Origin of the sequence: Streptomyces sp. NPDC047081, from assembly GCF_040643775.1 — a bacterium.
Taxonomy (GTDB): Bacteria; Actinomycetota; Actinomycetes; order Streptomycetales; family Streptomycetaceae; genus Streptomyces.
Genome location: NZ_JBEYUY010000040.1, coordinates 50,494 through 74,963, shown reverse-complemented (window position 1 = coordinate 74,963; position 24,470 = coordinate 50,494). Strand labels below are relative to the sequence as shown.

Sequence of the window (24,470 nt, the reverse complement as noted above, 5' to 3'; positions counted from 1 at the left end):
CGCCCACCTGCTCTGGCACGGCAGAGGAACCCGGTGGGGCGGCCTCCGAGCCAGGGGCGCAGTGAGGCGGCCCGCTGCTGCGCAGGGAGGCACCCCTGGTGGGGTGGCCTCTCCCGTCAGGCCCGGGATGAATGCGCGTTCTCCGCGCAGGAGGCCACCCCGCCGGGGTGATCTCTCCGTCCATGGCGCGGCGCAGCCGTCCGCTCGAGTCTCGTCCAGTCATCGGAGGTGAGCGATCGACGTCGTCCGGGCGGGTGCCGTCCCGTCATCCGAGGGTGCTCGGCCGGCTCGTTCGCGTGCCGTTCAGGTCCTCGGCCCAGGCCCCACCGCCACGGCCCTCCGCCACGCCCGCGCCCGCCGCCCCCACACCCTCACCCTCCTCCGCGACCTGCTCCGCCACCCCACCGTCAGCTCCAGCCCCGCCCACCGGCCCGACCTGCACAGATGTGCCGCCGTACTCGCCGCGCACCTCCGCCGCATCGGGCTCGACGGCGTCGCCGTGCGGACAGGCCGCGTCGCCCCCGTCGTCACCGGTGAGTGGCTGCGGCGGCCCGGTGCTCCCGTCGTGCTCGTCTACGGCCACTACGACGTCCAGCCCGCTGGGCCGAGGTCCGCCTGGGCCAGGGAACCCTTCCGCCCCACCGTCCACGGCGGTTACGTCCACGCCCGCGGCGCCAGCGACGACAAGGGGCAGCTCGTCGCCCAACTCGCGGCGATCGAGGCGTGGTTGGCGACCGGCGGGCCACCCGTCAATCTGCGGGTCGTGCTGGACGGGGAGGAGGAGATCGGCAGCCCCACCCTCCGGCACGCCCTGCGCCGCGACCCCGCCGAGCTGCGTGCCGACCTCGCGGTCGTCTCCGACACCCGGATGCGGGACCCGTACACCCCCGTCCTCGTCACCGGCCTGCGCGGCTCCCTCTCGGTCCGCCTCGACGTGACCGGCCCCGCCACCGACCTGCACGCCGGTGCCTACGGCGGTGCCGTGGCCGAACCCGCGCAGGTGCTGTCCGCCCTGGTGGCGAGCCTGCACCGCCCCGACGGCCGTATCGCCGTCGACGGCTTGCACGACGGCGTACGGCCCCTCAGCCCGTCCACCCGCGCCCGCCTCGCCCGCGACGGCCCCACCGACCGCCGGCTCCTCACCCCGGCCCAACTCCCTTACGGACACGGCGAACCCGGCTACTCCGCCTTCGAACGCGCCACCGTCCGCCCGGCCGTGGTCGTCACCGCCCTGCGCGCCGAAGCCCGTTCCGCCATCCCGCGCAGAGCCGGTGCCGAGCTGAGCGTCCGCCTGGTCCCCGATCAGCGACCGGTCACCGTGTTCCGGGCCCTGCGCGCCCACCTGGAGCGGCGCCTCCCGTACCCAGGAGTCAGGGCGCGGCTCACACTCCTCGCCGCCTGCCCGCCGTACACCCTCGACCTCCGCCATCCGGGCGTCGCCGCCGCACGCCGGGCCACCGTCCCCGTCTTCGGCCGGGCACCCCTCCTGCTGCCCTCGGGCGGCTCCATCCCCTTCGTCAGCGACCTCGCGGCCACCACCGGCACCCAGACCCTCCTGCTCGGCTTCGGCCTCCCCGGCGACCGTATCCACGCCCCGAACGAACGCTTCGCCATAACCCGCCTGCACCGCGGCACCGACATATGCGTCCGGCTGTACGGGGAACTCGGCGCCCGCTAGCCGTCGAGGAACTCCCCGTCCACGTACACCCAAGCCCCCTCCACCCGCTCGAACCGGCTGCGCTCGTGCAGCGAGCCGCCCCGGAAGGACGCGCGGAAGGTCACCGTGCCGGTGCCGTGGAAGGCCGTGCCGTCGGTCGTGCCGAGGATCTCCAGGCCCGTCCAGCGCGTTCCGGGGTCGAGGTCGAGGGTTGCGGGGCGGGTGCTCGGGTGCCAAGTCCCGAGCAGGTACTGCTCGTTGCGCTTCACGAACGCGGTGTAGCGCGAACGCATCAACGCCTCCGCGGTGGGTGCCTTGGCCGCACCCCGGTGGAATCGGCCACAGCACCTCTCGTACGGCTCCGCGAGACCGCAAGGGCAGGCGGGGGAGTGGGCTGGGGCGGAGCCGTGCTGCCGCCTGGATCGCGAGGTACGTCGGGACATGGACTCCATACTGCTGCAACGACGTCTCCCACGAAGCGGACGTGGGAACGCAGCGTTGCGACCGGCCTACGCCGACTCGGCGTTCGTCGGCGGATGCGTCGGGCGGGCCGGGATCTGCGCCGGCATCGAGGGCAGCGCCGTGCCGTACACCCAGGCGTCGAACAGGTCGTTCAGCGGCTCGTCCGAGAAGCGGCCCGCGTGGGACGCGAACGTCGTCGTGGTCACGGCACCGCCCCGGTGCAGGCCCGCCCAGCCGCGCAGCATGCGGAAGAACGCGTCGTCGCCCAGCGCGCAGCGCAGCGCGTGCACGGTGAGCCCGCCCCGCTCGTAGAGCCGGTCGTCGAACATCGACTTGCGGCCCGGGTCGGCCAGCCGCAGGTCCTGCGGCTGCGCGGACAGCAACCGGTGCGCGGCGACGGCCAGTTGGTGCGCCGTACGCCCGCCCGAGCGCTCCGACCACAGCCACTCGGCGTACTTGGCGAAGCCCTCGTTCAGCCAGATGTGCCGCCAGTCCGCGATGGACACGCTGTTGCCGAACCACTGGTGCGCCAGCTCGTGCGCCACCAGCCGCTCCGAACCCCGCGCCCCGTCCACGTGGTTGGCGCCGAACAGCGACAACCCCTGTGCCTCGACCGGGACGTCGAGCTCCTCCTCGGTCACCAGGACCGCGTACTCGTCGAACGGGTAGGGCCCGAACAGCTCCTGGAACAGGTCCATCATCTGCGGCTGCCGCGCGAAGTCCCGGGAGAACTCGGGGAGCAGGTGCGCCGGAATGTGGCCGTGCTGCGGCACTCCGCCGGGGCCCGGGTCGCCCAGCAGCACCGTCTGGTACTTGCCGATCGCCAGCCCGACGAGGTAGCTCGACGTCGGCGCGGACTGCTCGTACACCCACGTCGTCGTGGACGCGCGGGTCGTACGGGTCAGCAGCCGGCCGCCCGCCACCACCGCGTACGCGGACGGCGTGGTGATGGAGATCTGGTACGAGGCCTTGTCCGCGGGCCGGTCGTTGCACGGGTACCAGGACGGCGCCCCGATCGGCTGGCTCGCCACCAGCGCCCCGTCCTCCAGCTCCTCCCAGCCGAGCCCGCCCCAGGGGCTGTTGACCGGCTTGGGGTTGCCCGACCAGTGGACCTCGACCGTGAAGGCCGCGCCCGGACGGACCGGCTTCGCGGGGCGGATGCGGAGGCGGCCGCCGCGGTGCGTGTAGTGCGGCTGGCGGCCGTCCACCCGGACCCGGCCGATCTTGAAGTCGGCCAGGTTCAGGGTGAATTCGGCCAGCGGCGAGCGGCCCGCAATGGCGTTGATCCGGGCGCTCCCGGCCAGTCGGTTCGGCCCCGGGCGGTAGTCCAGCGCGAGCTCATAGCGGTGCACCCGGTAACGGGAGTCACCGTGCTCCGGAAAATACGGGTCCGAACCCGCCGACTGCTGAACTGCCACTGCCGCTTCTGCTCCCTGCGCTGCGTTGCCACTGATGGACGCCGGTGCCCCGCTCACCGGTTCCGAGTGGCCCGCGCTCAGGGTCGCCATGCCTCGATCGGGTTGCCGAGCCAGCGCGTGTCGTCCGGGACGGACTCCGCTGCCATGACGAGCGACGCGGGACCCAGGGTGGTACGGGCCCCGATCGTGCTGCCGGGCAGCACGATCCCGCCAGGGCCCAGCGTTGCGCCCTCACGGAGTACAACAGTATCCGTCCGCAAGATCCGGTCGTGGAAGAGGTGGGTCTGCAGGACGCAACCTCTGTTCACGGTCGACGCGTCCTCAAGGGTCACCAGATCCGTCTCGGGCAGCCAGTAGCTCTCCACCCACACGCCCTTGCCGATCCGGGCGCCCATACCGCGCAGCCAGCCCGTCATCAGCGGCGTACCGGGCACCGAGCCGGCCAGCCAGGGCACGGCCACGACCTCGACGAAGGTGTCCGCGAGCTCGTTGCGCCACACGAAGCCGCTCCACAGCGGGTGCTCACCGCTGCGGTGCCGCCCCACCAGCAGCCACTTCGCGACGATCGACACCAGGGCCGCCGTCACACCGGCAGCGAGCAGCACCAGGCCGGACAGCAGCGGCGCCCAGGGCCCGAGCAGGCACAGCAGCGCCACCGTGCCCACGGCGAGCGCCGCCGAGCAGAACACCGGCACGATCCGGAACAGCTCGACCAGCCCGCGCGCCCACAGCAGCCGGGCCGGCGGGTCGTACGTCAGGCTCTGGTCGCCCGTCTCCGCGTTGCGCGGCAGCTTCACCGGCGGCAGCCCCAGGTACGAGCTGCCCTTCTTCGCCTTCTTCGGCGTCGCCGACAGCACACCCACGAGCCCGCCGTCCGGCACACTGCGGCCCGGCGCGGTCATCCCGGAGTTCCCGAGGAAGGCCCGCCGCCCGATCTCGGCGCGCCCGATCCGCATCCAGCCACCACCGAGCTCGTACGGAGCGGTCAGCGTGTCGTCGGCCAGGAACGCGCCCTCGCCGACCGTGGTGAGGCTCGGCAGCGCGAGCACCGTGGACACCTCGGCACCCCGGCCGATCTTCATCCCGAGCAGTCGCAGCCACACCGGCGTGGCCAGCCCCGCGTACAGCGGGAAGAGGGTCTCGCGGGAGCGGTCCATCAGCTGCGTGACGGTCCAGGCCTGCCACCCGATCCGGCTGTGCGTGGGGTGCGTACCCTCCCGCAGGCCCAGGCTCAGCAGGCGTACGCCGACCAGGATCAGCAGTGCGTACGCCGCCCCGAACGCCAGCGTCGCGGGCACCAGGGCGAGCGCGGCACCCTTCAGGGGCGCGTCCGCGTCGATGAAGGCGCGGGCCACCAGGAAGGCGGCGGCGCCCGCGAGCAGCGGCAGCGCGGAGAGCGCGAGGCCCGTCAGGCCGTACATGACCCGCCAGTACGTGCCGCGCTGCGGCCGGTGCTTCGGCCAGTTCCGCTTGGCCTTGCCGAGCTTGACCGCGGGCGCGCCCGCCCAGCGCTGTCCGGTCGGGATCTGCCCGGTGACGGCCGAGCCGGGGGCCACCTCGGCGCGCTTGCCGACGCGGGCGCCCGGGAAGAGCATGCTGCGGGTGCCGACGGTGGCGTGCGCGCCGACCTTGACCGTGCCGATCTCCAGCCGGTCGCCGTCCAGCCACCAGCCGGAGAGGTCGACCTCGGACTCCACAGCGGCGCCCCGGCCCAGCTTGAGCAGGCCGGTGACCGGCGGCAGCGAGTGCAGGTCGACGTCCTGGCCGACCTTGGCGCCCAGGGCGCGCGCGTACCGCTCCAGCCAGGAGCCGGTCAGCGAGGTCGCCCCGCTGAACTCGGCCAGCCGCTCGGCCGCCCACAGCCGCACGTGGACGCTCCCGCCGCGCGCGTGACGCCCGGGCTGCACGCCCCGCAGCAGCAGCCGCGCCCCGCCCGCGGCGATCGCGAGCCGGCCGGGCGGGGTGAAGAGGACGAGTCCGGCGGCCACCAGCGCCCACCAGGGGGCGGTCGGCAGCCAGGACCAGGCCGGCAGCAGGTTGCCGAGCGCGGCCAGCGGGACCGCCCAGCGCAGGCCGAGCAGCGTGAAGAGCGGGACCAGGAGCAGCAGCTGGACCACCTTGGCGCGGACCGGCACCGGGGCGATCGTGCGCTGCGCGCCGTCCTCCTGCGCCGACTCCTCCAGATGGCGGGCCAGCTTGCGCAGGGTGGGCTTCTGGTAGATGTCGACGACGGCCGCGCTCGGGTAGCGGGTGCGCAGCCTCGTCGTCAGCTGAGCGGCGGCCAGGCTGCTGCCGCCGATCGCGAAGAAGTCGTCGCGGGCACTGGTGATCGGGATGCCGAGGACTTCCGTCCACTGCTCGGCGAGCCAGGCCTCGGTGCCGTACAGCTGCTCGGCCGGTCCGCCCGTCTCCAGGCCCTCCAGGGGCCACGGGAGGGCATTGCGGTCCACCTTGCCGCTGGTCCGGGTCGGGAGGTCCGCGACCGGCGCCAGCAGCGGGACGAGGGCGGCGGGCAGCTCGGCGCGCAGCTTCTCGACGGCCGCCGCCTGGTCCCAGCCGTCCTGGGTGACGACGTAACCGACGAGGAGCTGGTTGCCGCTGCGGGCGGTGCGCACGGCGGCCGCGGCGCCCTGGACGCCCGGCAGCGCCTGCAGGGCCGCGTCCACCTCGCCGAGCTCGATGCGGCGCCCGCCGAGCTTGATCTGCTCGTCGGCACGCCCCAGGAAGACCAGCCCCTCGGCCTCGGCCTTCACCAGGTCACCGCTGCGGTACGCCCGCTCCCAGCCCAGCGACTCCAGGGGCGCGTACTTCTCCGCGTCCTTCTCGGCGTCGAGATACCGGGCGAGCCCGACCCCGCCGATCACCAGCTGACCGCTCTCACCCATGCGGACCGGAACCCCGGCCTCGTCCACGACGGCCAGCTCGTAGCCGTCCAGCGGCAGCCCGATCCGGATCGGCTCCTCGCCGGACATCAGCGAGGCACAGGCCACCACGGTCGCCTCGGTCGGCCCGTACGTGTTCCAGACCTCGCGACCCTCCGTGACCAGCCGCTGCACCAGCTCGGGCGGGCAGGCCTCGCCACCGAAGATCAGCAGGCGTACGTCGTTGAGAGTCTCCGGCTCCCAGAGCGCGGCGAGTGTCGGGACCGTGGACACCACGGTGATCTCCTGCTCGACCAGCCAGGGCCCGAGGTCGGCGCCGCTGCGGACCTGGGAGCGGGGGACCGGCACCAGACAGGCGCCGTAGCGCCACGCCAGCCACATCTCCTCGCAGGACGCGTCGAAGGCGACCGACAGGCCCGCCATGACCCTGTCACCGGGACCGATCGGGTCCTCGGTGAGGAACAGCGCGGCCTCGGCGTCCACGAAGGCGGCGGCGCTGCGGTGCGAGACGGCGACGCCCTTGGGCCTGCCGGTGGATCCGGAGGTGAAGATGATCCACGCGTCGTGCTCGACGCCCGGGCGGGCGGCGGGGACCTCGCTGCGGCCGGTCACGGTGAGTTCGTGGGCGGCGCCGACGACGGCCCGCACCTCGGCTTCCCCGAACACCAACTCGGCCCGCTCGTCCGGGTCCTCGGCGTCCACCGGGACATACGCGGCACCGGCGGCGAGGACGGCCAGGATCGCCACGTACAGGTCGTTGGTGCCGGAGGGGACCCGGACACCCACACGGTCCCCGAGTCCGACCCCGGCCGCGGCGAGCCGGCGGCGCAGCTGCTCGACCTCGCCGGCCAGCTCGCGGTAGGTCAGCTGGACCGAGCCGTCGTCCAGGGCGAGTTCGTCCGGGTACGACCGCACGGACGCCTCGAAGATGTCGACGAGGGTCCGCGGAGAGGCCGCCTGACCTCCCGAAAAACGTGCCGTGTCGCCGAACTGCTGGTGGATCTCAGCGCTGAGCTCTTCGTCGAGCAGGCCGAGAGCGCTGCTCTCGTGTATGGCTGCCATCGGTCCTCGCGTCTCGATCCCGGAAGCCTCCGGGGCGCTGGCGGGCCCGCAGGTCTGCCTGGGGTTGTCCTCCTCCAGCTCCGTAACAAGCCGGAAATTTTAGTACGACGCTAGGTTCCTGCAGTGTGCTCGGCCACTCGGGAGGGCCGTGCGAGGGGTCGCGGGTGGTCGGCGCACGCCTCTGACCTGGTGATCTTCCACGGAACGAGACATCCCCCACACAACGAGTGAGGGCCGTGACCCGACGGTCACGGCCCTCACTCCTCTGTGTCCGAGGGGGGACTTGAACCCCCACGCCCGATAAAGGGCACTAGCACCTCAAGCTAGCGCGTCTGCCATTCCGCCACCCGGACAAGGTGTCTGTCGTGCGGGGTTTCCCCCGCGGCGACGAAGGAAACATTACCAGGCTTTCGATGGGCCCCAGGTCACCCCCTGTCCCGGCGTGAACGGCGTGTGACGAGGGGCTCCCGGCCTTGGGGTGCGGGTGGGGTCGGAGGGAGGATGAGGGGAACCACCAGCAGTGACAGCGGGAGGAAGCAGCGTGAGCGACACGGACACGGCCAGGGCCGTCACCGGCGAGGACGAGGTCGTGGACCTCTGCCGCGACCTGATCCGGATCGACACCAGCAACTACGGCGACCACTCGGGTCCGGGTGAGCGGGCGGCGGCCGAGTGGGTCGCCGGCAAGCTCGCCGAGGTGGGGCTCGAACCGGAGATCTTCGAATCGCATCCGGGGCGCGCGTCCACGGTCGCCCGCATCGAGGGCGAGGACCGGACCCGGCCCGCGCTCCTCATCCACGGCCACCTGGACGTCGTACCGGCCAACGCCGACGACTGGACCCACCACCCCTTCTCCGGCGAGGTCGCCGACGGGTGCGTGTGGGGGCGCGGGGCCGTCGACATGAAGGACATGGACGCGATGACCCTCGCGGTCGTGCGCGACCGGCTCAGGAGCGGCCGCAAGCCGCCGCGGGACATCGTCCTGGCCTTCCTCGCCGACGAGGAGGCGGGCGGCACGTACGGCGCCCGGCACCTGGTCGACAACCACCGTGACCTCTTCGACGGCGTGACCGAGGCCATCAGCGAGGTCGGCGGGTTCTCGTTCACCGTGAACGAGCAGCGCCGGCTCTATCTGATCCAGACGGCCGAGAAGGGCATGCACTGGATGAAGCTGACCGTGGCCGGCACCGCCGGGCACGGCTCGATGATCCACCGGGACAACGCCATCACCGAGCTGTCCGAGGCCGTCGCCCGGCTCGGCCGGCACAAGTTCCCGGTACGGGTGACCAAGACCACCCGCGCCTTCCTCGACGAACTCGGCGACGCGCTCGGCACCGAGCTCGACCCGGAGGACATGGAGGGCACCCTCGCCCGCCTCGGCGGCATCGCCAAGCTGATCGGCGCGACCCTCAGCAACACCGCCAACCCCACCCAGCTGGGCGCCGGTTACAAGGTCAACGTCATCCCCGGCGAGGCCACCGCGCACGTCGACGGCCGCTTCCTGCCCGGATACGAGGACGAGTTCCTCGCCGACATCGACAAGATCCTCGGCCCCAAGGTCAGGCGCGAGGACGTGCACGCCGACAAGGCCGTCGAGACGACCTTCGACGGGGCGCTGGTGGACGCGATGCAGTCCGCGCTGCTCGCGGAGGACCCGGTCGCGAAGGCGATCCCGTACATGCTCTCCGGCGGCACCGACGCCAAGTCCTTCGACGACCTCGGCATCCGCGGCTTCGGCTTCGCGCCCCTCAAGCTGCCCCCGGAGCTGGACTTCGCGGGCATGTTCCACGGTGTCGACGAGCGGGTGCCGGTCGACGGCCTGAAGTTCGGCGTGCGCGTGCTCGACCGTTTCATCGACGCTTCGTGATCCCCGGTAATCGCCTGCGTGTCCAGAACTGACTGAGAAGAGTGAATGCGCTCATAAGCTCGTAGCTCCATTACTCCCTCCTCGTTACAGGTGATGCGATCCGCTACTTGGGATCGCATTGCCAACAAGGAGGAATAATGATCAAGAAGGTCGTCGCTGCTGCGGCTGCCACTGGTGGTCTGGTTCTCGCGGGTGCGGGCCTGGCCGTCGCCGACGCCGGCGCTCAGGGTGCCGCGGTGCACTCCCCGGGTGTCGCGTCCGGCAACGTCGTTCAGGTGCCGGTGCACATCCCGGTGAACGTCTGCGGCAACACGGTCTCCGTGATCGGGCTGCTGAACCCCGCCTTCGGCAACACCTGCATCAACAAGTGACGTCGGCCCGTTGAGGGTCGTTTGTTCCACGTCCGTCGGCTCCGGAGCGCGCGCCACGCGCTCCGGGGCCGACCGGCCTTTTCGCGAGACTCCGGGATTCCGCGGGGGTCTTCGCGTGATTTCAGGTCAGGGATCGAAGGCAGGGGGGAATTCAGAATGCGACAGGTCACCCGCAAGGGCCTGATGACCGTGGCGGCGGCGACCGGCGTGATCGCCGCGGCGGGCGGATACGCGCACGCCGACTCCGGGGCGAGCGGCTCGGCCTCGGACTCGCCCGGCGTGCTGTCGGGCAACACGGTGCAGGCGCCGGTGCACGCGCCGGTGAACGCCTGCGGCAACACGGTCAACGTCGTCGGCGTGCTCAACCCGGCGGCCGGCAACTCCTGCGCCAACCACGGCGGCTCGTCGTCCGGCGGTTACGGCGACTCCGGTCACGCCGGTTCTGGGGGCGCACAGTCCGGCGGACACAGCAGTCACTCGCCCGGGGTCGGCTCGGGCAACCACGTCGAGGCCCCGATCGACGTGCCAGTGAACGTGTGCGGCAACACGGTCGACGTCGTGGGCGTCGGGAACTCCGCCACGGGCAACGACTGCGGCAACGGCGGGGGTGCCGGGGGCGGTCACGGCACGCCTCCGGGCGGTGGGCACGGGACGCCTCCGGGGGGCGGCCACGGTACGCCGCCGGGTGGCGGTCACGAGACGCCGCCGGGGAACCCCGGGACTCCGGGGCAGCCGGGTCATCCCGGCCAGCCGGGCACTCCGGGAAACCCGGGTACGCCCGGCAACCCCACGACGCCTGGTCAGCCCGGTACTCCGGGCACGCCGAGCTCGCCGGGCGGCTCCTCGCACGCCAACCAGCCGGGCGCCCAGTCGGTCACCCAGCCCCTGGGCAGCGCGCAGCTCGCGCACACCGGCAGCGACGTGCCGCTGGGCCTGGCGATCCCGGTGGGCGCCGGGGCGCTGCTCGCGGGCGCGGTCCTGTACCGCAAGGCGCGTGCGTCGGCGTAGCGCGTAGCGGACGCGTCACATACCTACGCATCCCGTAGCGGACGCATCACGGAGCGGGCCCCGTCTCGGCGGGGCCCGCTCCGTTTCCGTCGCTCTCGTCGCCGCCCCCGCTCACCACGTGGCGCGCACCTGGCGGATGATCCGCCGGCGCAACCGCACCCTGCGGCTGCCGTCGCGCATCAGACTGAGGCGGTCCAACTCCCAGTGTCCGTACTCGGCATGGTCCGTCAGCAGGCGTGTGGCGTCCTTGCGGGAGACCCCGCGCGGTACGTACACGTCGACAAATTCGTATTCCGGCATCGCATCTATTGTGCGGGCTGGGGCCCGGTACGGATAGCGTCTGCACTATGTCTGATGCTGCGCAGCCCACCGCTGCCGAGGTACGCGCCGCCGCCGAGGCGGTCAAGACCGCGCTCGACCGCCACCTGGCCGCGGTCGAACGCCGGTCGGGGGAGGACGACCCGGCCGTCTACGAGGCGTTCAACCAGCTGGCGGCGGCCGCCGAGGCGTACGACGAACTGCTGTTCCACACCCACCAGGAGGTCACGCCGTTCGACATCCCGGCCACCGTGCCGCCGTACACCGGTCCCGAGCCGGAGGCGATCGGCGTGCTGATCCGCCAGGACTACACCGTGGTGGAACCGCAGCGGCTGCTGGCGCAGGCGGAGCGGATCCAGGTCGCGGAGGGTGCCGACGGGGTCGCTGCGCGCGGCGACGAGGGTCTCGACACCGCGCAGGCCCTTGAGCTGGTGTTCGGTGAGTTCGAGGCGGACGAGATCGCTTCGCGGCACAAGGAGTTCGGGCTGGCCGAAGGGGACTCGGCGCTGTGGGTGACGCGGCTGGAGGAGGTGCCCGAGCCGGGGGAGTGGCTGGACGCGCCGTTCGAGCAGCCGGAGCAGGATCAGGTGATCTGCCGGTTCGAGGCGAGTACGTCGTTCGCCGACGGGGTCGACGAGGAATTCGACGACGATCTTGAGGTCGTGGAGCTGGACGACGAGGAGCTGGAGCCGCTCGACGTGGATCGGTGACGTTGGGTGAAGGCGGCGGTTGGGGTTGGTTCCCCGGCCGCCGCCTTCGTGTATGTCTGCGGGTATGTGGGGGCTTGTCGCGCAGTTCCCCGCGCCCCCGAACAAGGTGGGTCAGCTTGTCGTGGGGAGTTGGGTGGCCAGTAGGACAGGCAGGCGGGTTGTGCGGGGCTTGGCGGGGATTTCTGTTACCGCCCGCTGCAGGGCCTGGTCTGCTCCGTGGACCACGGAAAGGTGGCGGTCCGCTCGGCTGAAGGCTGTGTAGACCCAGGGGCGGGTCAGGGACTGGGCCGCGTCTTTGGGCAGGACCGCGACCACTGCCGGCCACCGGCAGCCCGCGGCCTGGTGGGCCGTGAGGGCCCAGCCGTGCCGCACAGACTGCTCGACCCGCTCCTTCGGTACGACCACGGGGGTGCCGGCGCACGTGAGGTGCAGGCCCTCCGCGTCGGCCTTCACCACCTGGCCGGGGACGGTGCGGCCGGGCGCGGGGGAGTAGGCGACACGGTCGCCGGGGTCGAAGCCGGCGAAGCGGCCGGGGCCGGGGTTGAGGCGGTCCTTGAGGGCGGCGTTGAGGGCTCGGGTGCCCGCGGCTCCGCCGTGGGCCGGGGTGATCACCTGGGTCTGGTCGGCCGGGACGCCGAGCGCCCTCGGCACCGAGTCGGCGACCAGCTGGACCGTGCGGTGCACGGCCTCGCCCGCGTCCCGCACCGGCACGATCACGACCTCCTTGCCGGGGGCGTCGACCTGGTTCAGCTCGCCGATGCCGATGCCGGAGACCAGTTCGCCGATGGGGCCGAGGTCGGGCACGCGGGAGGCGACCTGGGGGCAGACGCGGGCCGCGAGCAGGTCGGCGAAGACCCGTCCGGGGCCGGCCGACCACAGCACCGCGGGATCCCCGGCCAGCACCAGCCGGGCCCCGTCCCGCAGGGACTCGACCAGCAACGCCGCAGTCTCGACGTCCAGTTGAGGCGCGTCCAGCACGACGAGGAGATCGAGGTCCAGGGCTCCGTCGGCGTCCCGGCCGGGGCCTTCGACGCCGGAGAGGAGACCGGCGACGGTGGCCACGGCGGCTTCGGCGGGGGTGGTGTCGACGCGGCTCGCCGCGGGGGCGGTCGGGCCGGAGGGCGATGTGTCCTGCGTGGTGGAGCCGCCCGGCCATGCGTCCTCCGCCTCGCCCCACCGTGCGGCGAAGCGTTCGCGGCCCGTCGGGGTGTGCGTCGCCGCCCACGCGCGGAGACCGAGACCCGTCGCAGCCCGCAGCAGCGTCGCCGGTTCCGTCAGGGACGCCTCGCCGCCCGTGTGCAGGATCAGGCCGTGGCCCGCGACCGCGCGGATCAGTTCGGCCGTGGAACCCTTGGCCTGGGCTGCCGCCCGCTCCCACTCCTCCGCCGAACCGTCCTCCTTCGGCACGGAGTTGATCAGCCGGGCCAGGCCGTCGGCGAGGCTCTCCTCCGCGAGGGCGTACCGCTCCAGGCCGACCAGGATCCGTACCGGCCGTTCCTCGGTCTCGCCCTCCTCGTCCTCTTCCGGCTGCGGCGCGCGCGGGTCGAGCGCGTCCTGGAAGACCAGCGCCTCGCCCTCCGCGACAGTGCTCTGCACGGCGGACTCGGCGTCCGGCACGGCCCGCTGGCCCAGGGCCGCGGTGAGCGCCGGCATCTCCAGTGCGGTGTGCCCGGCGAGGGCCGCCTGCTCCAGGAGCCAGCCCGTCAGGGCGCGGCCCCGCCGCTCGTCGTCCGGGCCGGCCTCGGCGCCGAGCAGCGCACGCGCGAAGCCGTCGGCCTGCTCGGGCCGTACGCCGGTGACGCGCAGCAACTGCCAGGGGTCCTCGCGGAGTTGTTCGTCCGCGCCCTCGCCGAGGGCGGCGGCGACCTGCGGGGCGAGCGTGTCCGGGGCGCCGCCGTCGGTCAGCACGCGACGGACCGCGTCGACGGCCTCCGCGGCGGGGGCCGCCACGGGTGCGGCCGTCTCGGGGGTCGGCTGCGGCCGCCGTACCGGCTCGGGGGCGGGTCGGCGGGGAGCGGGCGCCGGGTCGTCGAACACGGTCGCCGTGGGCTTCTCACCGCTCTCCACGGCCCGTACGGCGGCAAGCAGATCGGCGGCCTTCCCACTCAGCTTGGCCCCGCTGGCGATGGGCCCCGCCTTCTCGGCCTTCCGCCGCTCGATCCGCTCCCGCTCAACCTGCTGAGCCGCCAACTCGGCCTCGGCCTCGGACATCTGCCCAACAGCGGCGCCTTCACCGCCCGCCGTCTCACCTTCGCCACCGGCGGCCCCGCCTTCGGCGCCCACGGCCTCACCCGAAGAGTCCGCGCTCGCATCCTCGGCGCCCGCGCTCTCCCCGGCGTCCCCTGCCCCCTCGGCCCCCCGGCCCCCCGTCGGCTCCTCCGCGGCAGCCCCCGTCGCCGTGCCCGGTGTCCCCGGCTCGGTCGGCTCCGTGGTTTCGGGCTCCGTGCTCACAGCGTGCTCCAGTCGTGATCGGGATAGCGGTGCACCGGTGCCGACACATCGTCGAGCGCCCGGCAGATCTCGTCAGGAAGACTAAGGGCCTCCACTGACAATGCGGCCGTGAGCTGCTGCGCGTTGCGCGGACCGATGACGGGCGCGGCCACGCCGGGCCGGTCGCGGATCCAGGCGAGGGCCACCTGGAGGGGGGTGACGGCCAGGCCGTCGGCCGCCGTCTGGACCGCGTCGACGATGCGGCTCGCCGTGTCGTCGAGGTACGGCGCGACGAACGGGGCCAGGTGCTCGGAGGCGCCGCGGGAGTCGGCGGGCCGGGCGTCGCCCCGGTACTTGCCGGTCAGCACCCCCCGGCCCAGCGGGGAGGACGGGAGCATACCCATGCCCAGGTCGAGGGCGGCCGGAAGCACCTCGCGCTCCACGCCCCGCTGGAGGAGCGAGTACTCCATCTGCGTGCTCGCCAGCCGGGTGCGCGTGCCGGGCGCCGCCAACTGCCACGTGCCCGCCTTCGCGAGCTGCCAGCCGCAGAAGTTGGAGACCCCGGCATACCGGGCCCGCCCGCTGCTGACCGCGAGGTCGAGGGCCTGGAGCGTCTCGTCGAGCGGGGTGTACGGGTCGTACGCGTGCACGTGCCACACGTCCACGTAGTCCGTGCCGAGGCGGGCCAGCGAGGCGTCCAGCGCGGAGAGCAGGTGCCCGCGCGAACCGTCGAAGCGGCGGTCCGGATCCGGCACGCTGCCCGCCTTGGTCGAGATCACCAGGTCCCGGCGCGGGACCAGCCCTTCTATGAGACGTCCGAGGAGGTACTCGGCCTCCCCGTCGCCGTACACGTCGGCCGTGTCGACGAGGCTCCCGCCCGCTTCCCAGAACGTCTTCAAGAGGTCCGCGGCGTCGTGCTCGTCGGTGTCCCTGCCCCAGGTGAGGGTGCCGAGTCCGATACGGGACACACGAAGGCCGGTGCGGCCGAGATGCCTCTGCTCCATGAACGCCGACACTACTGGCCTGAACCTGTGGTGTGGGGGCCTGTGGACAAGCAGTTTCCACAGGTTAGGGTCTGCGCAACAGGGACGACGTTACTGATCGGTAAGGGGAACGGCCATGCAGCTCGGGATCAACCTCGGCTACTGGGGCGCCGGACTGGACTCGGACAACCTGGAGGTGGCCAAGGAGGCCGACCGCCTGGGCTACTCCGTGTGCTGGGCCGCCGAGGCCTACGGCTCGGACGCGGCCACCGTACTCACCTGGGTCGCCGCCCAGACCGAGCGCATCGACGTCGGCTCGGCCATCTTCCAGATCCCGGCCCGCCAGCCCGCGATGACCGCGATGACGGCGGCCACCCTGGACTCCCTCTCCGGCGGCCGCTTCCGCCTCGGCCTCGGTGTCTCCGGGCCGCAGGTCTCCGAGGGCTGGTACGGCGTCAAGTTCGACAAGCCGCTGGCACGCACGCGTGAGTACGTCGAGATCGTCCGCAAGGCGATGACCCGCGAGCGGCTGTCGTACGACGGTCAGCACTGGACGCTGCCGCTGCCGGGCGGCCCGGGCAAGCCGCTCAAGCTGACCGTGCACCCCACGCGCGAGCACATCCCGCTGTACATCGCCGCGATCGGCCCGAAGAACCTCGAACAGACCGGTGAGATCGCCGACGGCGCCCTGCTGATCTTCCCCTCCGCCGCGCACCTGGAGGAGACCACGCTCAAGTACCTGCGCGCCGGGCGGGAGAAGGCCGGCAAGACCATGGAGGGCTTCGACGTCCACCCGACCCTGCCGCTCGCCCTCGGCGAGGACAAGGACGTCGCCACGCTCGCCGACGCCTTCCGCCCGTACACCGCGCTCTACGTCGGCGGCATGGGCAGCGCCAAGCAGAACTTCTACAACCAGCTCGCCCAGCGCATGGGCTTCGAGGCGGCCGCCGCCGAGGTCCAGGAGAAGTACCTCTCCGGCGACAAGCAGGGCGCCGCGGCCGCGATCCCCCACGACCTGATCGACCAGACCACGCTGCTCGGCTCCGTGGACCGCATCGCGGACCGGATGAAGGAGTACGCGGCCGCCGGGGTCACGAGCCTGTCCCTCAACCCGGCCGGCTTCACCCTCGACGAGCGGCTCGCCTCGCTCCGCGCCGGGGTCGAGGCGCTCGAGCGGGCCGGGCTGGCGTAACACCGCATTCAAAGCGGCGGAAGTTTTCCGCGGCCGTGGTGGGGGCTCGGGGGGTCTTCCCCGCCACGGCCGTCACGGGGAACAACGCCCGTGCGCCCATGCGGTTACGCTCCCGAAGTGACCCCGCGGGTCCTCCTTTTGGCGGAGTTGTCCGACACAGCTGTTGCAGCACCTCTGGCGCCGCATTTGACTCGTTCTTTGCGGATTGCTGCCGATCCGGCGAGTCCTGCAGAGAGGTGTCCATCGATGCTTTCGGCCAAGAGTCTGTTCACGGAGATCCTCGACGACGACGAGTCCTTCGCCCTGTTCTGCTCCATCGCGGCCAGCGGGGAGTCCCAGGGCGGCTGGGAGAACGCGCGCATCGCCGCTCTCGTACCGGAGAGCGAACGCGAGCTGGCCCCCAAGATCACCCGCCACGGTGCCGACGAGGACAAGCACGGGCGGATCTTCAACGCGCTGATGAAGAAGCGCGGACTGCAACCCGTCCCCGTCCCCTCCGACACGGACTACACGATGCTGCTGGAGCGGCACGGCATCGGACTCGCCCACGAGAAGCTCAAGGGCGAACAGCCGCTCACCGTGCAGGACATCGTCACCTACCTCGCCCACAGCCGGGTCACCGAACAGCGCGCCTCCGAGCAGATGGACCTGCTGCGCAAGCACTTCGCCGACCACCCCGACATCGGCCGCGCGGTGAGGATGATCTCCAACGACGAGGACAACCACCTCGCCTATTGCCACGAGGAGTTGCTGCGCTTCGCGCGGGCCGGTCACGGCCGGGCCATCCAGCGCACGCTGCGCGAGTGCGCGCTCGCCGAGATCCGCATCTACCGGGACGTCAGCCTCGCGGTCATGGCCCACATGGGACGCATCCTCGGCTGGTCCAGGGCCAGGTCGGCCGTGCTCGCGGCCGGCATCCACGCCGTCTACGCGTACGAGCGGTTCGCCGGCTGGCGGCGCATGGTGAGCCTCAGGATGCCGGAGCGGCGTGACGCGCTCGGCGGGCCCGCCTCCGCCGCCCCCGAGTTCGCCTGAGCGGCTCCTACAGCCAGCCCCGGCGCTTGAACTGCCGGTACAGCAGGACCTCCAGGGCGGCCATCGCCAGGATGACGGCCGGGTAGGACCACAGCCAGTGCAGCTCCGGCATGTGGTCGAAGTTCATGCCGTAGACCCCCGCGATCATCGTGGGGATCGCGGCCATGGCCGCCCACGCGGAGATCTTCCGCATGTCGTCGTTCTGCCGCACGCTCATCTGCGCCAGATGCGCCGACAGGACGTCCGAGACCAGCCGGTCCAGGCCCTCCACGGACTCGTTCACGCGCGTGAGGTGGTCGCTGACGTCCCGGAAGAAGGGCTGCGCCTTCTCGTGCACGAACGGCACCCGCACACCGAACACGCCCCCGCCCGCGAGCCGCGCCAGCGGCTGCGCGAGCGGGCCGGTGGCCCGGCGGAACTCCAGGATCTGCCGCTTGAAGGCGTAGATACGGGACGCGGTGTGCCGCGAGCCACCGGCGGACGGCGAGAACACCTCCGTCTCCAGCTCCTCCAGGTCGGTGCCGAGCTCGCCCGCCACCTCCACGTAGTGGTCGACCACCGCGTCCGTGATCGAGTACAGGACGGCGGTGGGCCCGTGCCGGAGCATCTCCGGCTCCTCCTCCAGACGATGCCGTACGGCGGCCAGCGGGGCCTCCTCGCCGTGGCGCACGGTCACCACGAACGAGTCGCCGACGAAGACCATGACCTCGCCCGAGGTGACGATGTCGCTCTTGGTCTCGTACCCGACCGGCTTGATGACCATGAACAGCGAGTCGTCGTACACCTCCAGCTTGGGCCGCTGATGTGCGGTGAGGGCGTCCTCGACGGCCAGCGGATGCAGTCCGAACTCCTCCGTGACCCGGTCGAACTCCTTCTCCGTGGGCTCGTACAGGCCGATCCAGACGAAGGCGTCGCGCCCGCGGCGGCACTGCGCGAGCGCGACGGACAGGTCCGCGGGCCCGTCCTCCCGGCGCCCGTCGCGATAGATGGCGCAGTCCACGATCACGGTGCGTATTCTCCCGCCGTACTCTCCTGGGCGCACCCGCGCGTGCGCCTACCCTTGGCCGCATGCCCACGCTGATCCTGGTCCGGCACGGACGTTCCACCGCCAACACCGAGGGACTGCTCGCCGGGTGGACGCCCGGTGTCGCCCTGGACGAACGCGGGGCCGCGCAGGCCGCTGCGCTGCCCGGGAGGCTCGCCCAGCTGCCGATCTCCGAAGTCGTCACCAGCCCGCTGCAGCGCTGCCAGGAGACGATCGGGCCCCTGCTGGCGGCCCGCCCGGAGCTCACCGCGCACACCGAGGAGCGCATCGGGGAGGCGCACTACGGCGACTGGTCCGGCCGCAAGCTCGCCGAGCTGGGGGACGAGCCGCTGATGCAGGTCGTCCAGGCGCACCCCTCGGCGGCCGCGTTCCCCGGTGGGGAATCGATGCGCGCGATGGCCACCCGCGCCGCCGAAGCCGTACGAGAATGGAACGCGCGCGTGGAGCGCGACCACGGTGCCGACGCCGTGTACCTCATGTGCTCGCACGGCGACATCATCAAGTCGCTCGTCGCGGACGCACTCGGACTTCATCTCGACCTCTTCCAGAGGATTTCCGTTGAACCGTGTTCCATCACCGCGATCCGCTACACACGCCTGAGGCCGTTTCTCGTACGCCTCGGTGACACCGGCGACTTCACGTCCCTGGTGCCGCGCGAGGACCCCCCGGCGGAAGACGCCACGGTCGGGGGCGGTGCGGGCGCACCGTGATCGTCGGGCGCAGTAGGGTGAAGCGGTCGCAGTAGCCGCACCCATCCACGACTCCAGGAGACAGGACGTGTCCCGTCAGGTGTTCCTCTACGACCCTCCGGACCGCTTCGTGGCGGGCACGGTGGGGCTGCCCGGACGCCGTACGTTCTTCCTCCAGGCCATCGCAGGCTCCCGGGTGACCAGCGTGGCCCTGGAGAAGACGCAGGTCGCCGCCCTTGCCGAACGCATGGACGAGCTGCTCGACGAGGTCGTACGGCGCAGCGGCGGCAATGCCGCGGTGCCGGCCGTCGCCCCCACCGAGGTCTCCGACAGCGCGCCCCTGGACACCCCCGTCGAGGAGGAGTTCCGGGTCGGCACCATGGCCCTTGCCTGGGACGGCGAGGAACAGCGCATGATCGTCGAGGCGCAGGCCCTCGTGGAGCTCGACGCCGACTCCGAGGAGGACCTCGCCGAGGCCGAGGAGCGCCTCCTGCAGGACGAGGAGAACGGGCCCCCGATGCTGCGGGTCCGGCTGACCGGCGCCCAGGCGAGAGCCTTCGCCAAGCGCGCCCTCGACGTCGTCAACGCCGGGCGGCCGCCGTGCCCGCTGTGCAGCCTCCCGCTGGACCCGGAAGGACACGTATGTCCGCGCCAGAACGGATACCGCCGCGGAGCGTGACCACGGCCGAACTGCTCACCCGAGGTGAGCTCACCGTCCGCGGCCAGATCCGGGACGCGTCCAACGCGGTGCTGTACTGCTCCGTCGCCCACGACGGCGAGGAGCTTCCTTGCGTCTACAAGCCGGTGCGCGGCGAGCGGCCCCTGTGGGACTTCCCGGACGGCACCCTCGCCCAGCGCGAGGTAGCCGCGTACGAGGTCTCCGAGGCCACCGGCTGGGGCCTGGTGCCGCCGACCGTGCTGCGCGACGGGCCCTTCGGCGAGGGCATGGTCCAGCTGTGGATCGAGGGCGAGCCCGGCCCCGAGCTGCTGGCCCTGGTGGACGGCGAGGAGCCCGGGGAGGGCTGGAAGGCGATCGGCCTCGCCGAGGTGGGGGAGGGGAGGACCGCCCTGCTGGTGCACGCGGACGACGAGCGCCTCAGGCGGCTGGCCGTCCTGGACGCGGTCATCAACAACGCCGACCGCAAGGGCGGCCATCTGCTGCCCGCCGGCGAGCGGCTGTACGGCATCGACCACGGCGTGACCTTCAACACCGAGAACAAGCTGCGCACCCTGCTGTGGGGCTGGGCCGGGGAGCCGCTGACGCCGGAGGCCGTCGACGTCCTCAAAGGCCTCCAGGAGGCCCTCGGGACCTCCGGAGCGCTGGCCGAGCGCCTGTCCGCGCTGATCACCGGCCCGGAACTCGACGCCACGCGCGCGCGTGTCGCCGTACTCCTGGAGACCGGGAGGCATCCCGAGCCGAGCGGGGAGTGGCCGGCCATTCCGTGGCCGCCCGTCTAGGAGCACACTGGCCCTGCCGCGCGAGCACACCGCGCGGAAGCGCGCAAGAACGCCTTACCGGCCATCCGGCCCGGTCCGGTTCGTATACGGAACATCCGTCCGGTTAGGCTCATGACATGCATGCCTGGCCCGCTTCCGAGGTCCCCGCCCTGCCTGGTCAGGGCCGCGACCTGAGGATCCACGACACCGCGACCGGTGGTCTGGTCACCCTTGACCCCGGTCCCGTCGCCCGTATCTACGTCTGCGGCATCACCCCGTACGACGCGACCCACATGGGTCACGCGGCGACCTACAACGCGTTCGACCTCGTTCAGCGCGTGTGGCTCGACACCAAGCGGCAGGTTCACTACGTCCAGAACGTCACCGACGTCGACGATCCGCTCCTCGATCGGGCGCACCGGGACGGCGTCGACTGGGTCGCCCTCGCCGAGCAGGAGACGGCCCTCTTCCGCGAGGACATGACCGCCCTGCGGATGCTGCCCCCGAAGCACTACATCGGCGCGGTCGAGGCGATACCCGGCATCGTGCCGCTCGTCGAGCGGCTGCGGGACGCGGGCGCCGCCTACGAACTCGAGGGCGACGTCTACTTCTCCGTCGAGTCCGACCCCAACTTCGGCAAGGTCTCCGGCCTCGACGCGGCCGCCATGCGGCTGCTGTCCGCCGAGCGCGGCGGCGACCCGGACCGCCCGGGCAAGAAGAACCCGCTCGACCCGATGCTGTGGATGGCCGCCCGCGAGGGCGAGCCCAGCTGGGACGGCGGTTCGCTCGGCCGCGGGCGCCCCGGCTGGCACATCGAGTGCGTCGCCATCGCCCTGGACCACCTCGGCATGACCTTCGACGTCCAGGGCGGCGGCTCCGACCTCGCCTTCCCGCACCACGAGATGGGCGCCTCGCACGCCCAGGTGCTGACCGGCGAGTTCCCCATGGCCAAGGCGTACGTGCACGCCGGCATGGTCGCCCTGGACGGCGAGAAGATGTCCAAGTCCAAGGGCAACCTCGTCTTCGTCTCCAAGCTGCGCTACGACGGGGTCGACCCGGCCGCGATCCGGCTGGCGCTGCTCGCCCACCACTACCGGGCCGACTGGGAGTGGACCGACCAGGTGCTCCAGGACGCCGTGGCCCGGCTCGGGCGCTGGCGCGCAGCCGTCTCCCGGCCCGACGGGCCGCCCGCCGAGGCCCTCGTCGAGGAGATCCGCGAGGCCCTCGCGAACGACCTGGACGCCCCGGCCGCCCTGGCCGCGGTCGACCGCTGGGCCGCACGCCAGGACGCCGAGGGCGGTACGGACATCGGCGCCCCCGGCGTCGTGTCGCGCGCCGTGGACGCCCTGCTGGGCGTGGCGCTGTAGGCGACGCAGGCACCGGAAGGGGCCCTTCCTCCCCGCGGAGGAAGGGCCCCTCGTGTCACAGGGCGCCGGTCAGATCCTGCGCACCTGGATGCTGCGCAGGATGTTCGGCGAGCCCGAGTCCCAGATGCCGACGACCTGGTGGCCGAAGGCGAAGGCCTCCTGGACCTGGTCGTGGGTCTGGGCGTTCGGGTTGGCGAAGATCCGGAACTGGCCCTGGATGCGCAGCGCGATCAGGCTGGGCTGCCCCGGCAGTGGCTGCACGACGTCGATGTAGCCGTCCGCGATGCCGGCCTGGAACACCTGCTGCTGGACCTGTTGCTGGACGTGCTGCACGGCCGCCTGCGCGATCTGGTGGATCTGCTGCTGCACCTGCTGCTCGACCTGCTGTTGCTGGTTCTGCTGCTGGCCGAGGCCCTGCTGCTGCCCGTAGCCCTGCTGCTGCCCGTAGCCCTGCTGCTGGCCGAGCTGCTGCAACAGCTGCTGGAAGGGCTGCTGTTGACCGAGCTGCTGGAGCTGCTCCAGCGAGCCGATGCCCATGGGCTGCTGCTGGCCGTAGCCCTGCTGCTGCCCGAACGGCTGCTGCTGGTACTGCTGGTAGGGCGACGTGCTGGGGAACTGCTGGCCGTACTGGCCCAGTTGGCTCATCTGCGGGGTGGTGCTCATACCGGTGTCACCTTCCCTTGATGGTTGGGATACGTCAGCCCGTGACGACCAGGCCGACGATCTCGTCGTCCGAGAACCACACCCGGACGTCGGGCCGTCCCCCCGCGAAGGCGGAGTGCACCGCCTGGCGGATCTCGGGGGACGGGTGGTTGAGGTTCCGCCACGCGCCGGCCACGAACAGCCGTAGCCGCGGCGGAAGTTCACGGGGATACGGCAGCAGCTCGTCCCAGTACTTCTCGGCCTGGCCCGAGCCGACCGCCTGCGGCAGCAGATGGGTCACCGCCGCCTTGATGTCGGGCCGGCTGCCGATCCGCTGCGAGGCGGGCCGCCCCGGCGCGTCCTGCTGCGGGGAGCCCGTGGCCCGCAGCACCTCGCGCGCACGCTCCGGGGACATCGGTGGCTGGCCCGCCGCCTTGAGCATGCCCTGCAGCGCGGCCAGCGCGCCCACCACCACCGGCGAGGCGGAGGAGGTCCCGGAGAACGTGTCCGTGTACCAGGCGATCTCCTCGGGCCCGCCCTGCAGATCGCCGGGCTTGTCCCAGAAGCCGCCGGTGGTCGTGACCTCGCGGCCCCAGCCCTGCGCGTCCACGCGGGCGCCGTAGTTGGAGAACGCCAGCCTGGAGCGGTCGGGGCCGTGGTCGCGGCCGTGCGTGCCGGGCGGCGGGGCGCCCGCGCCGACCAGGACCGCGCCGGAGGACTGGTTGGACGGGTTGAAGGGGTTGCGCCACCACTCGGGGAACTCGTCGGGGCGGCGCTCGTACACCGCGTCGTCGAGCGACTCGGCGCCGTTTCCCGCGGCCGCCACCACGAGGACGCCCTTGGCGGTCGCGTAGCGGACGGCCGCGAAGTCGTCCGGCCACCATTCGAGCGCCACATAGCCGCGCTGGTCGTCACGCTCGGCGAACTCGAACCGCGGTCCCGGGCGGTGCAGTTCGACCAGGACGACGTCGCCGGGGCCGAGCCGGTCGGCCGCCGCGTGGATCGCGGCCGCGGTGCCGATGCCCTGGAAGGACGCGGCCGCGGTCACCGCCTCCGGCACGATCCCGTTCACCCCGTATTCGTTGCGGTCGCCGCCGATCACGCCGATCACCGCGGTGCCGTGGTTGCGCCACGCGACATCGGTCAGCGGGGTGCCGACCACGACGCCGGCCAGCTTGGCGGCCAGGTCCTCGTGACCCAGCTGCCAGGCGCCCTCGACGTCGATGACGGTCACCCCCTGACCCGACCCACCGGGCCGCTGCCAGGCCCAGTAGGCGTCTATCCCCTCCGGGGCCGGACTCAGATAGCCCTGCCGGCTGCTGAAGTCGGGCGTCACCGGCGCCCCTTCCTTCAGCCTGCCGCTCTCCTCCGCCACGGATGCCGGTACGGCACCGGGCTTGATGTACGCCGTCTCGACGCCCGGCAGCGCGGCGATCCGCGACCGCAGCTCCTGCGCCCGGCTCTCGCCGCCGCGCACCCGGTAGAACAGCGCCAGGTCGGGCACGTTCGCCTCGCCCGGCGCGGCGGACTGCTGCAGCCGCTCCTCGCTGCCGAACAGCGGCTGCAGCGTGAGCTGTTCGTCGCTGAGGAACATGTTCAGGGCCGTCACGTCCGCGCCCGCGGCGGAGCGGACGCCCTCGGCCTGGGCGCGCAGCCGGGCCTCGGGACGGGCGACGACGATCAGCTCCTGCTCGGCCCCTCGATAGGTGAATCCCGCTCCGTCGGGCCCGGGCCCGGACGTTCCCGGCCCTTGCGCCGGCTGTACCTGTTCGCTCATCGGGTACCGCTCCCCTCGGTCCGTGCGGGTGGCCGTCGGTGCACAACCAAGCACTCCGCGGGCGGCCCGTAAACCCCGTCTTCGGCAACCAGGTTTGAAATAAAGTTGAACTGGGCAA

21 protein-coding genes and 1 tRNA gene are annotated in these 24,470 nt (G+C 72.3%); 11 read left to right on the top strand and 11 right to left on the bottom strand.

The features are described from left to right. Positions 1–265 precede the first annotated feature (265 nt). Positions 266–400: a hypothetical protein gene (locus ABZ848_RS44450; RefSeq protein ID WP_360841369.1), complete on the bottom strand. Its 135-nt coding sequence runs from the start codon at positions 398–400 to the stop codon at positions 266–268. Between ABZ848_RS44450 and ABZ848_RS44445 the strand changes: the two genes are divergently transcribed. Then, positions 389–1,678 (top strand): M20/M25/M40 family metallo-hydrolase, encoded by a 1,290-nt coding sequence (locus tag ABZ848_RS44445; RefSeq protein WP_360841385.1) that lies wholly within the window; start codon positions 389–391, stop codon positions 1,676–1,678. The two genes, ABZ848_RS44450 and ABZ848_RS44445, sit on opposite strands and share 12 nt — an antisense overlap. Here the strand turns inward: ABZ848_RS44445 and ABZ848_RS44440 are convergent. The 4 genes from ABZ848_RS44440 to ABZ848_RS44425 all read right to left on the bottom strand — a co-directional run bounded on the left by ABZ848_RS44440 (position 1,675) and on the right by ABZ848_RS44425 (position 7,834). Beyond that, on the bottom strand, positions 1,675–2,100 hold the full coding sequence (locus ABZ848_RS44440; protein WP_360841367.1) for a YchJ family metal-binding protein: 426 nt from the start codon (positions 2,098–2,100) through the stop codon (positions 1,675–1,677). The genes ABZ848_RS44445 and ABZ848_RS44440 overlap by 4 nt on opposite strands. A gap of 66 nt (positions 2,101–2,166) precedes the next feature. Next, positions 2,167–3,537: a M1 family metallopeptidase gene (locus ABZ848_RS44435; protein WP_360841366.1), complete on the bottom strand. Its 1,371-nt coding sequence runs from the start codon at positions 3,535–3,537 to the stop codon at positions 2,167–2,169. A gap of 77 nt (positions 3,538–3,614) precedes the next feature. Next, positions 3,615–7,481 carry a Pls/PosA family non-ribosomal peptide synthetase gene (locus ABZ848_RS44430; protein ID WP_360841364.1) on the bottom strand — a complete coding sequence of 1,289 codons (3,867 nt, stop codon included), beginning with the start codon at positions 7,479–7,481 and terminating at the stop codon, positions 3,615–3,617. 268 nt (positions 7,482–7,749) lie between these two features. Further along, positions 7,750–7,834 (bottom strand) — tRNA-Leu (locus tag ABZ848_RS44425). A gap of 188 nt (positions 7,835–8,022) precedes the next feature. Here ABZ848_RS44425 and ABZ848_RS44420 point away from each other — a divergent pair. The 3 genes from ABZ848_RS44420 (at position 8,023) to ABZ848_RS44410 (ending at position 10,727) form a co-directional block, all read left to right on the top strand. After that, positions 8,023–9,348, top strand: a complete 1,326-nt coding sequence (locus tag ABZ848_RS44420; protein WP_360841363.1) for a M20/M25/M40 family metallo-hydrolase — start codon at positions 8,023–8,025, stop codon at positions 9,346–9,348. Positions 9,349–9,485: 137 nt separating this feature from the next. Then, a complete protein-coding gene (gene chpH / locus ABZ848_RS44415) occupies positions 9,486–9,719 on the top strand; it encodes a chaplin ChpH (protein ID WP_356344448.1) in 234 nt (77 codons plus the stop codon). Between the two features lie 156 nt (positions 9,720–9,875). Next, the gene (locus ABZ848_RS44410) at positions 9,876–10,727 is read left to right on the top strand and encodes a chaplin family protein (protein ID WP_360841360.1); all 852 of its coding nucleotides are present in this window, start codon (positions 9,876–9,878) and stop codon (positions 10,725–10,727) included. 111 nt (positions 10,728–10,838) lie between these two features. On the opposite strand, the gene ABZ848_RS44405 is transcribed toward ABZ848_RS44410, so the two are convergent. Next, positions 10,839–11,027 carry a DUF5703 family protein gene (locus ABZ848_RS44405; RefSeq protein ID WP_007380901.1) on the bottom strand — a complete coding sequence of 63 codons (189 nt, stop codon included), beginning with the start codon at positions 11,025–11,027 and terminating at the stop codon, positions 10,839–10,841. Between the two features lie 47 nt (positions 11,028–11,074). Here ABZ848_RS44405 and ABZ848_RS44400 point away from each other — a divergent pair, with 47 nt between their 5' ends. Beyond that, positions 11,075–11,755 (top strand): hypothetical protein, encoded by a 681-nt coding sequence (locus ABZ848_RS44400; protein ID WP_360841358.1) that lies wholly within the window; start codon positions 11,075–11,077, stop codon positions 11,753–11,755. 111 nt (positions 11,756–11,866) lie between these two features. On the opposite strand, the gene ABZ848_RS44395 is transcribed toward ABZ848_RS44400, so the two are convergent. Together ABZ848_RS44395 and ABZ848_RS44390 are read right to left on the bottom strand one after the other, a co-directional pair. Further along, complete coding sequence (locus tag ABZ848_RS44395; protein WP_360841356.1) at positions 11,867–14,206, bottom strand: helix-hairpin-helix domain-containing protein; 2,340 nt, start codon at positions 14,204–14,206, stop codon at positions 11,867–11,869. Then, on the bottom strand, positions 14,203–15,189 hold the full coding sequence (locus tag ABZ848_RS44390; protein WP_360841355.1) for an aldo/keto reductase: 987 nt from the start codon (positions 15,187–15,189) through the stop codon (positions 14,203–14,205). The genes ABZ848_RS44395 and ABZ848_RS44390 overlap by 4 nt, the downstream gene beginning before the upstream one ends. Positions 15,190–15,304: 115 nt before the next feature. On the opposite strand from ABZ848_RS44390, the gene ABZ848_RS44385 reads away from it, so the two are divergent. After that, positions 15,305–16,360 (top strand): LLM class F420-dependent oxidoreductase, encoded by a 1,056-nt coding sequence (locus tag ABZ848_RS44385; protein ID WP_360841353.1) that lies wholly within the window; start codon positions 15,305–15,307, stop codon positions 16,358–16,360. A gap of 246 nt (positions 16,361–16,606) precedes the next feature. Then, a complete protein-coding gene (locus ABZ848_RS44380; RefSeq protein WP_360841351.1) occupies positions 16,607–17,395 on the top strand; it encodes a ferritin-like domain-containing protein in 789 nt (262 codons plus the stop codon). Positions 17,396–17,402: 7 nt separating this feature from the next. On the opposite strand, the gene corA is transcribed toward ABZ848_RS44380, so the two are convergent. Continuing rightward, positions 17,403–18,401, bottom strand: a complete 999-nt coding sequence (gene corA / locus ABZ848_RS44375) for a magnesium/cobalt transporter CorA (RefSeq protein ID WP_360841350.1) — start codon at positions 18,399–18,401, stop codon at positions 17,403–17,405. A 62-nt stretch (positions 18,402–18,463) separates the two neighbouring features. On the opposite strand from corA, the gene ABZ848_RS44370 reads away from it, so the two are divergent. The 4 genes from ABZ848_RS44370 (at position 18,464) to mshC (ending at position 21,933) form a co-directional block, all read left to right on the top strand. Then, positions 18,464–19,150, top strand: a complete 687-nt coding sequence (locus ABZ848_RS44370) for a histidine phosphatase family protein (RefSeq protein WP_360841348.1) — start codon at positions 18,464–18,466, stop codon at positions 19,148–19,150. Positions 19,151–19,217: 67 nt separating this feature from the next. After that, positions 19,218–19,808, top strand: coding sequence for a DUF3090 domain-containing protein (locus tag ABZ848_RS44365; protein ID WP_360841346.1), 591 nt, complete (start codon positions 19,218–19,220; stop codon positions 19,806–19,808). Continuing rightward, complete coding sequence (locus ABZ848_RS44360) at positions 19,772–20,587, top strand: SCO1664 family protein (protein WP_360841345.1); 816 nt, start codon at positions 19,772–19,774, stop codon at positions 20,585–20,587. The genes ABZ848_RS44365 and ABZ848_RS44360 overlap by 37 nt, the downstream gene beginning before the upstream one ends. Positions 20,588–20,703: 116 nt before the next feature. Continuing rightward, entirely contained in the window at positions 20,704–21,933 is a 1,230-nt protein-coding gene (gene mshC / locus ABZ848_RS44355; RefSeq protein WP_360841343.1) for a cysteine--1-D-myo-inosityl 2-amino-2-deoxy-alpha-D-glucopyranoside ligase, read from the top strand. 69 nt (positions 21,934–22,002) lie between these two features. On the opposite strand, the gene ABZ848_RS44350 is transcribed toward mshC, so the two are convergent. Then, a complete protein-coding gene (locus ABZ848_RS44350) occupies positions 22,003–22,596 on the bottom strand; it encodes a hypothetical protein (RefSeq protein ID WP_360841341.1) in 594 nt (197 codons plus the stop codon). Positions 22,597–22,630: 34 nt separating this feature from the next. Further along, the gene (locus tag ABZ848_RS44345; RefSeq protein WP_360841340.1) at positions 22,631–24,352 is read right to left on the bottom strand and encodes a S8 family peptidase; all 1,722 of its coding nucleotides are present in this window, start codon (positions 24,350–24,352) and stop codon (positions 22,631–22,633) included. Positions 24,353–24,470 lie beyond the last annotated feature (118 nt).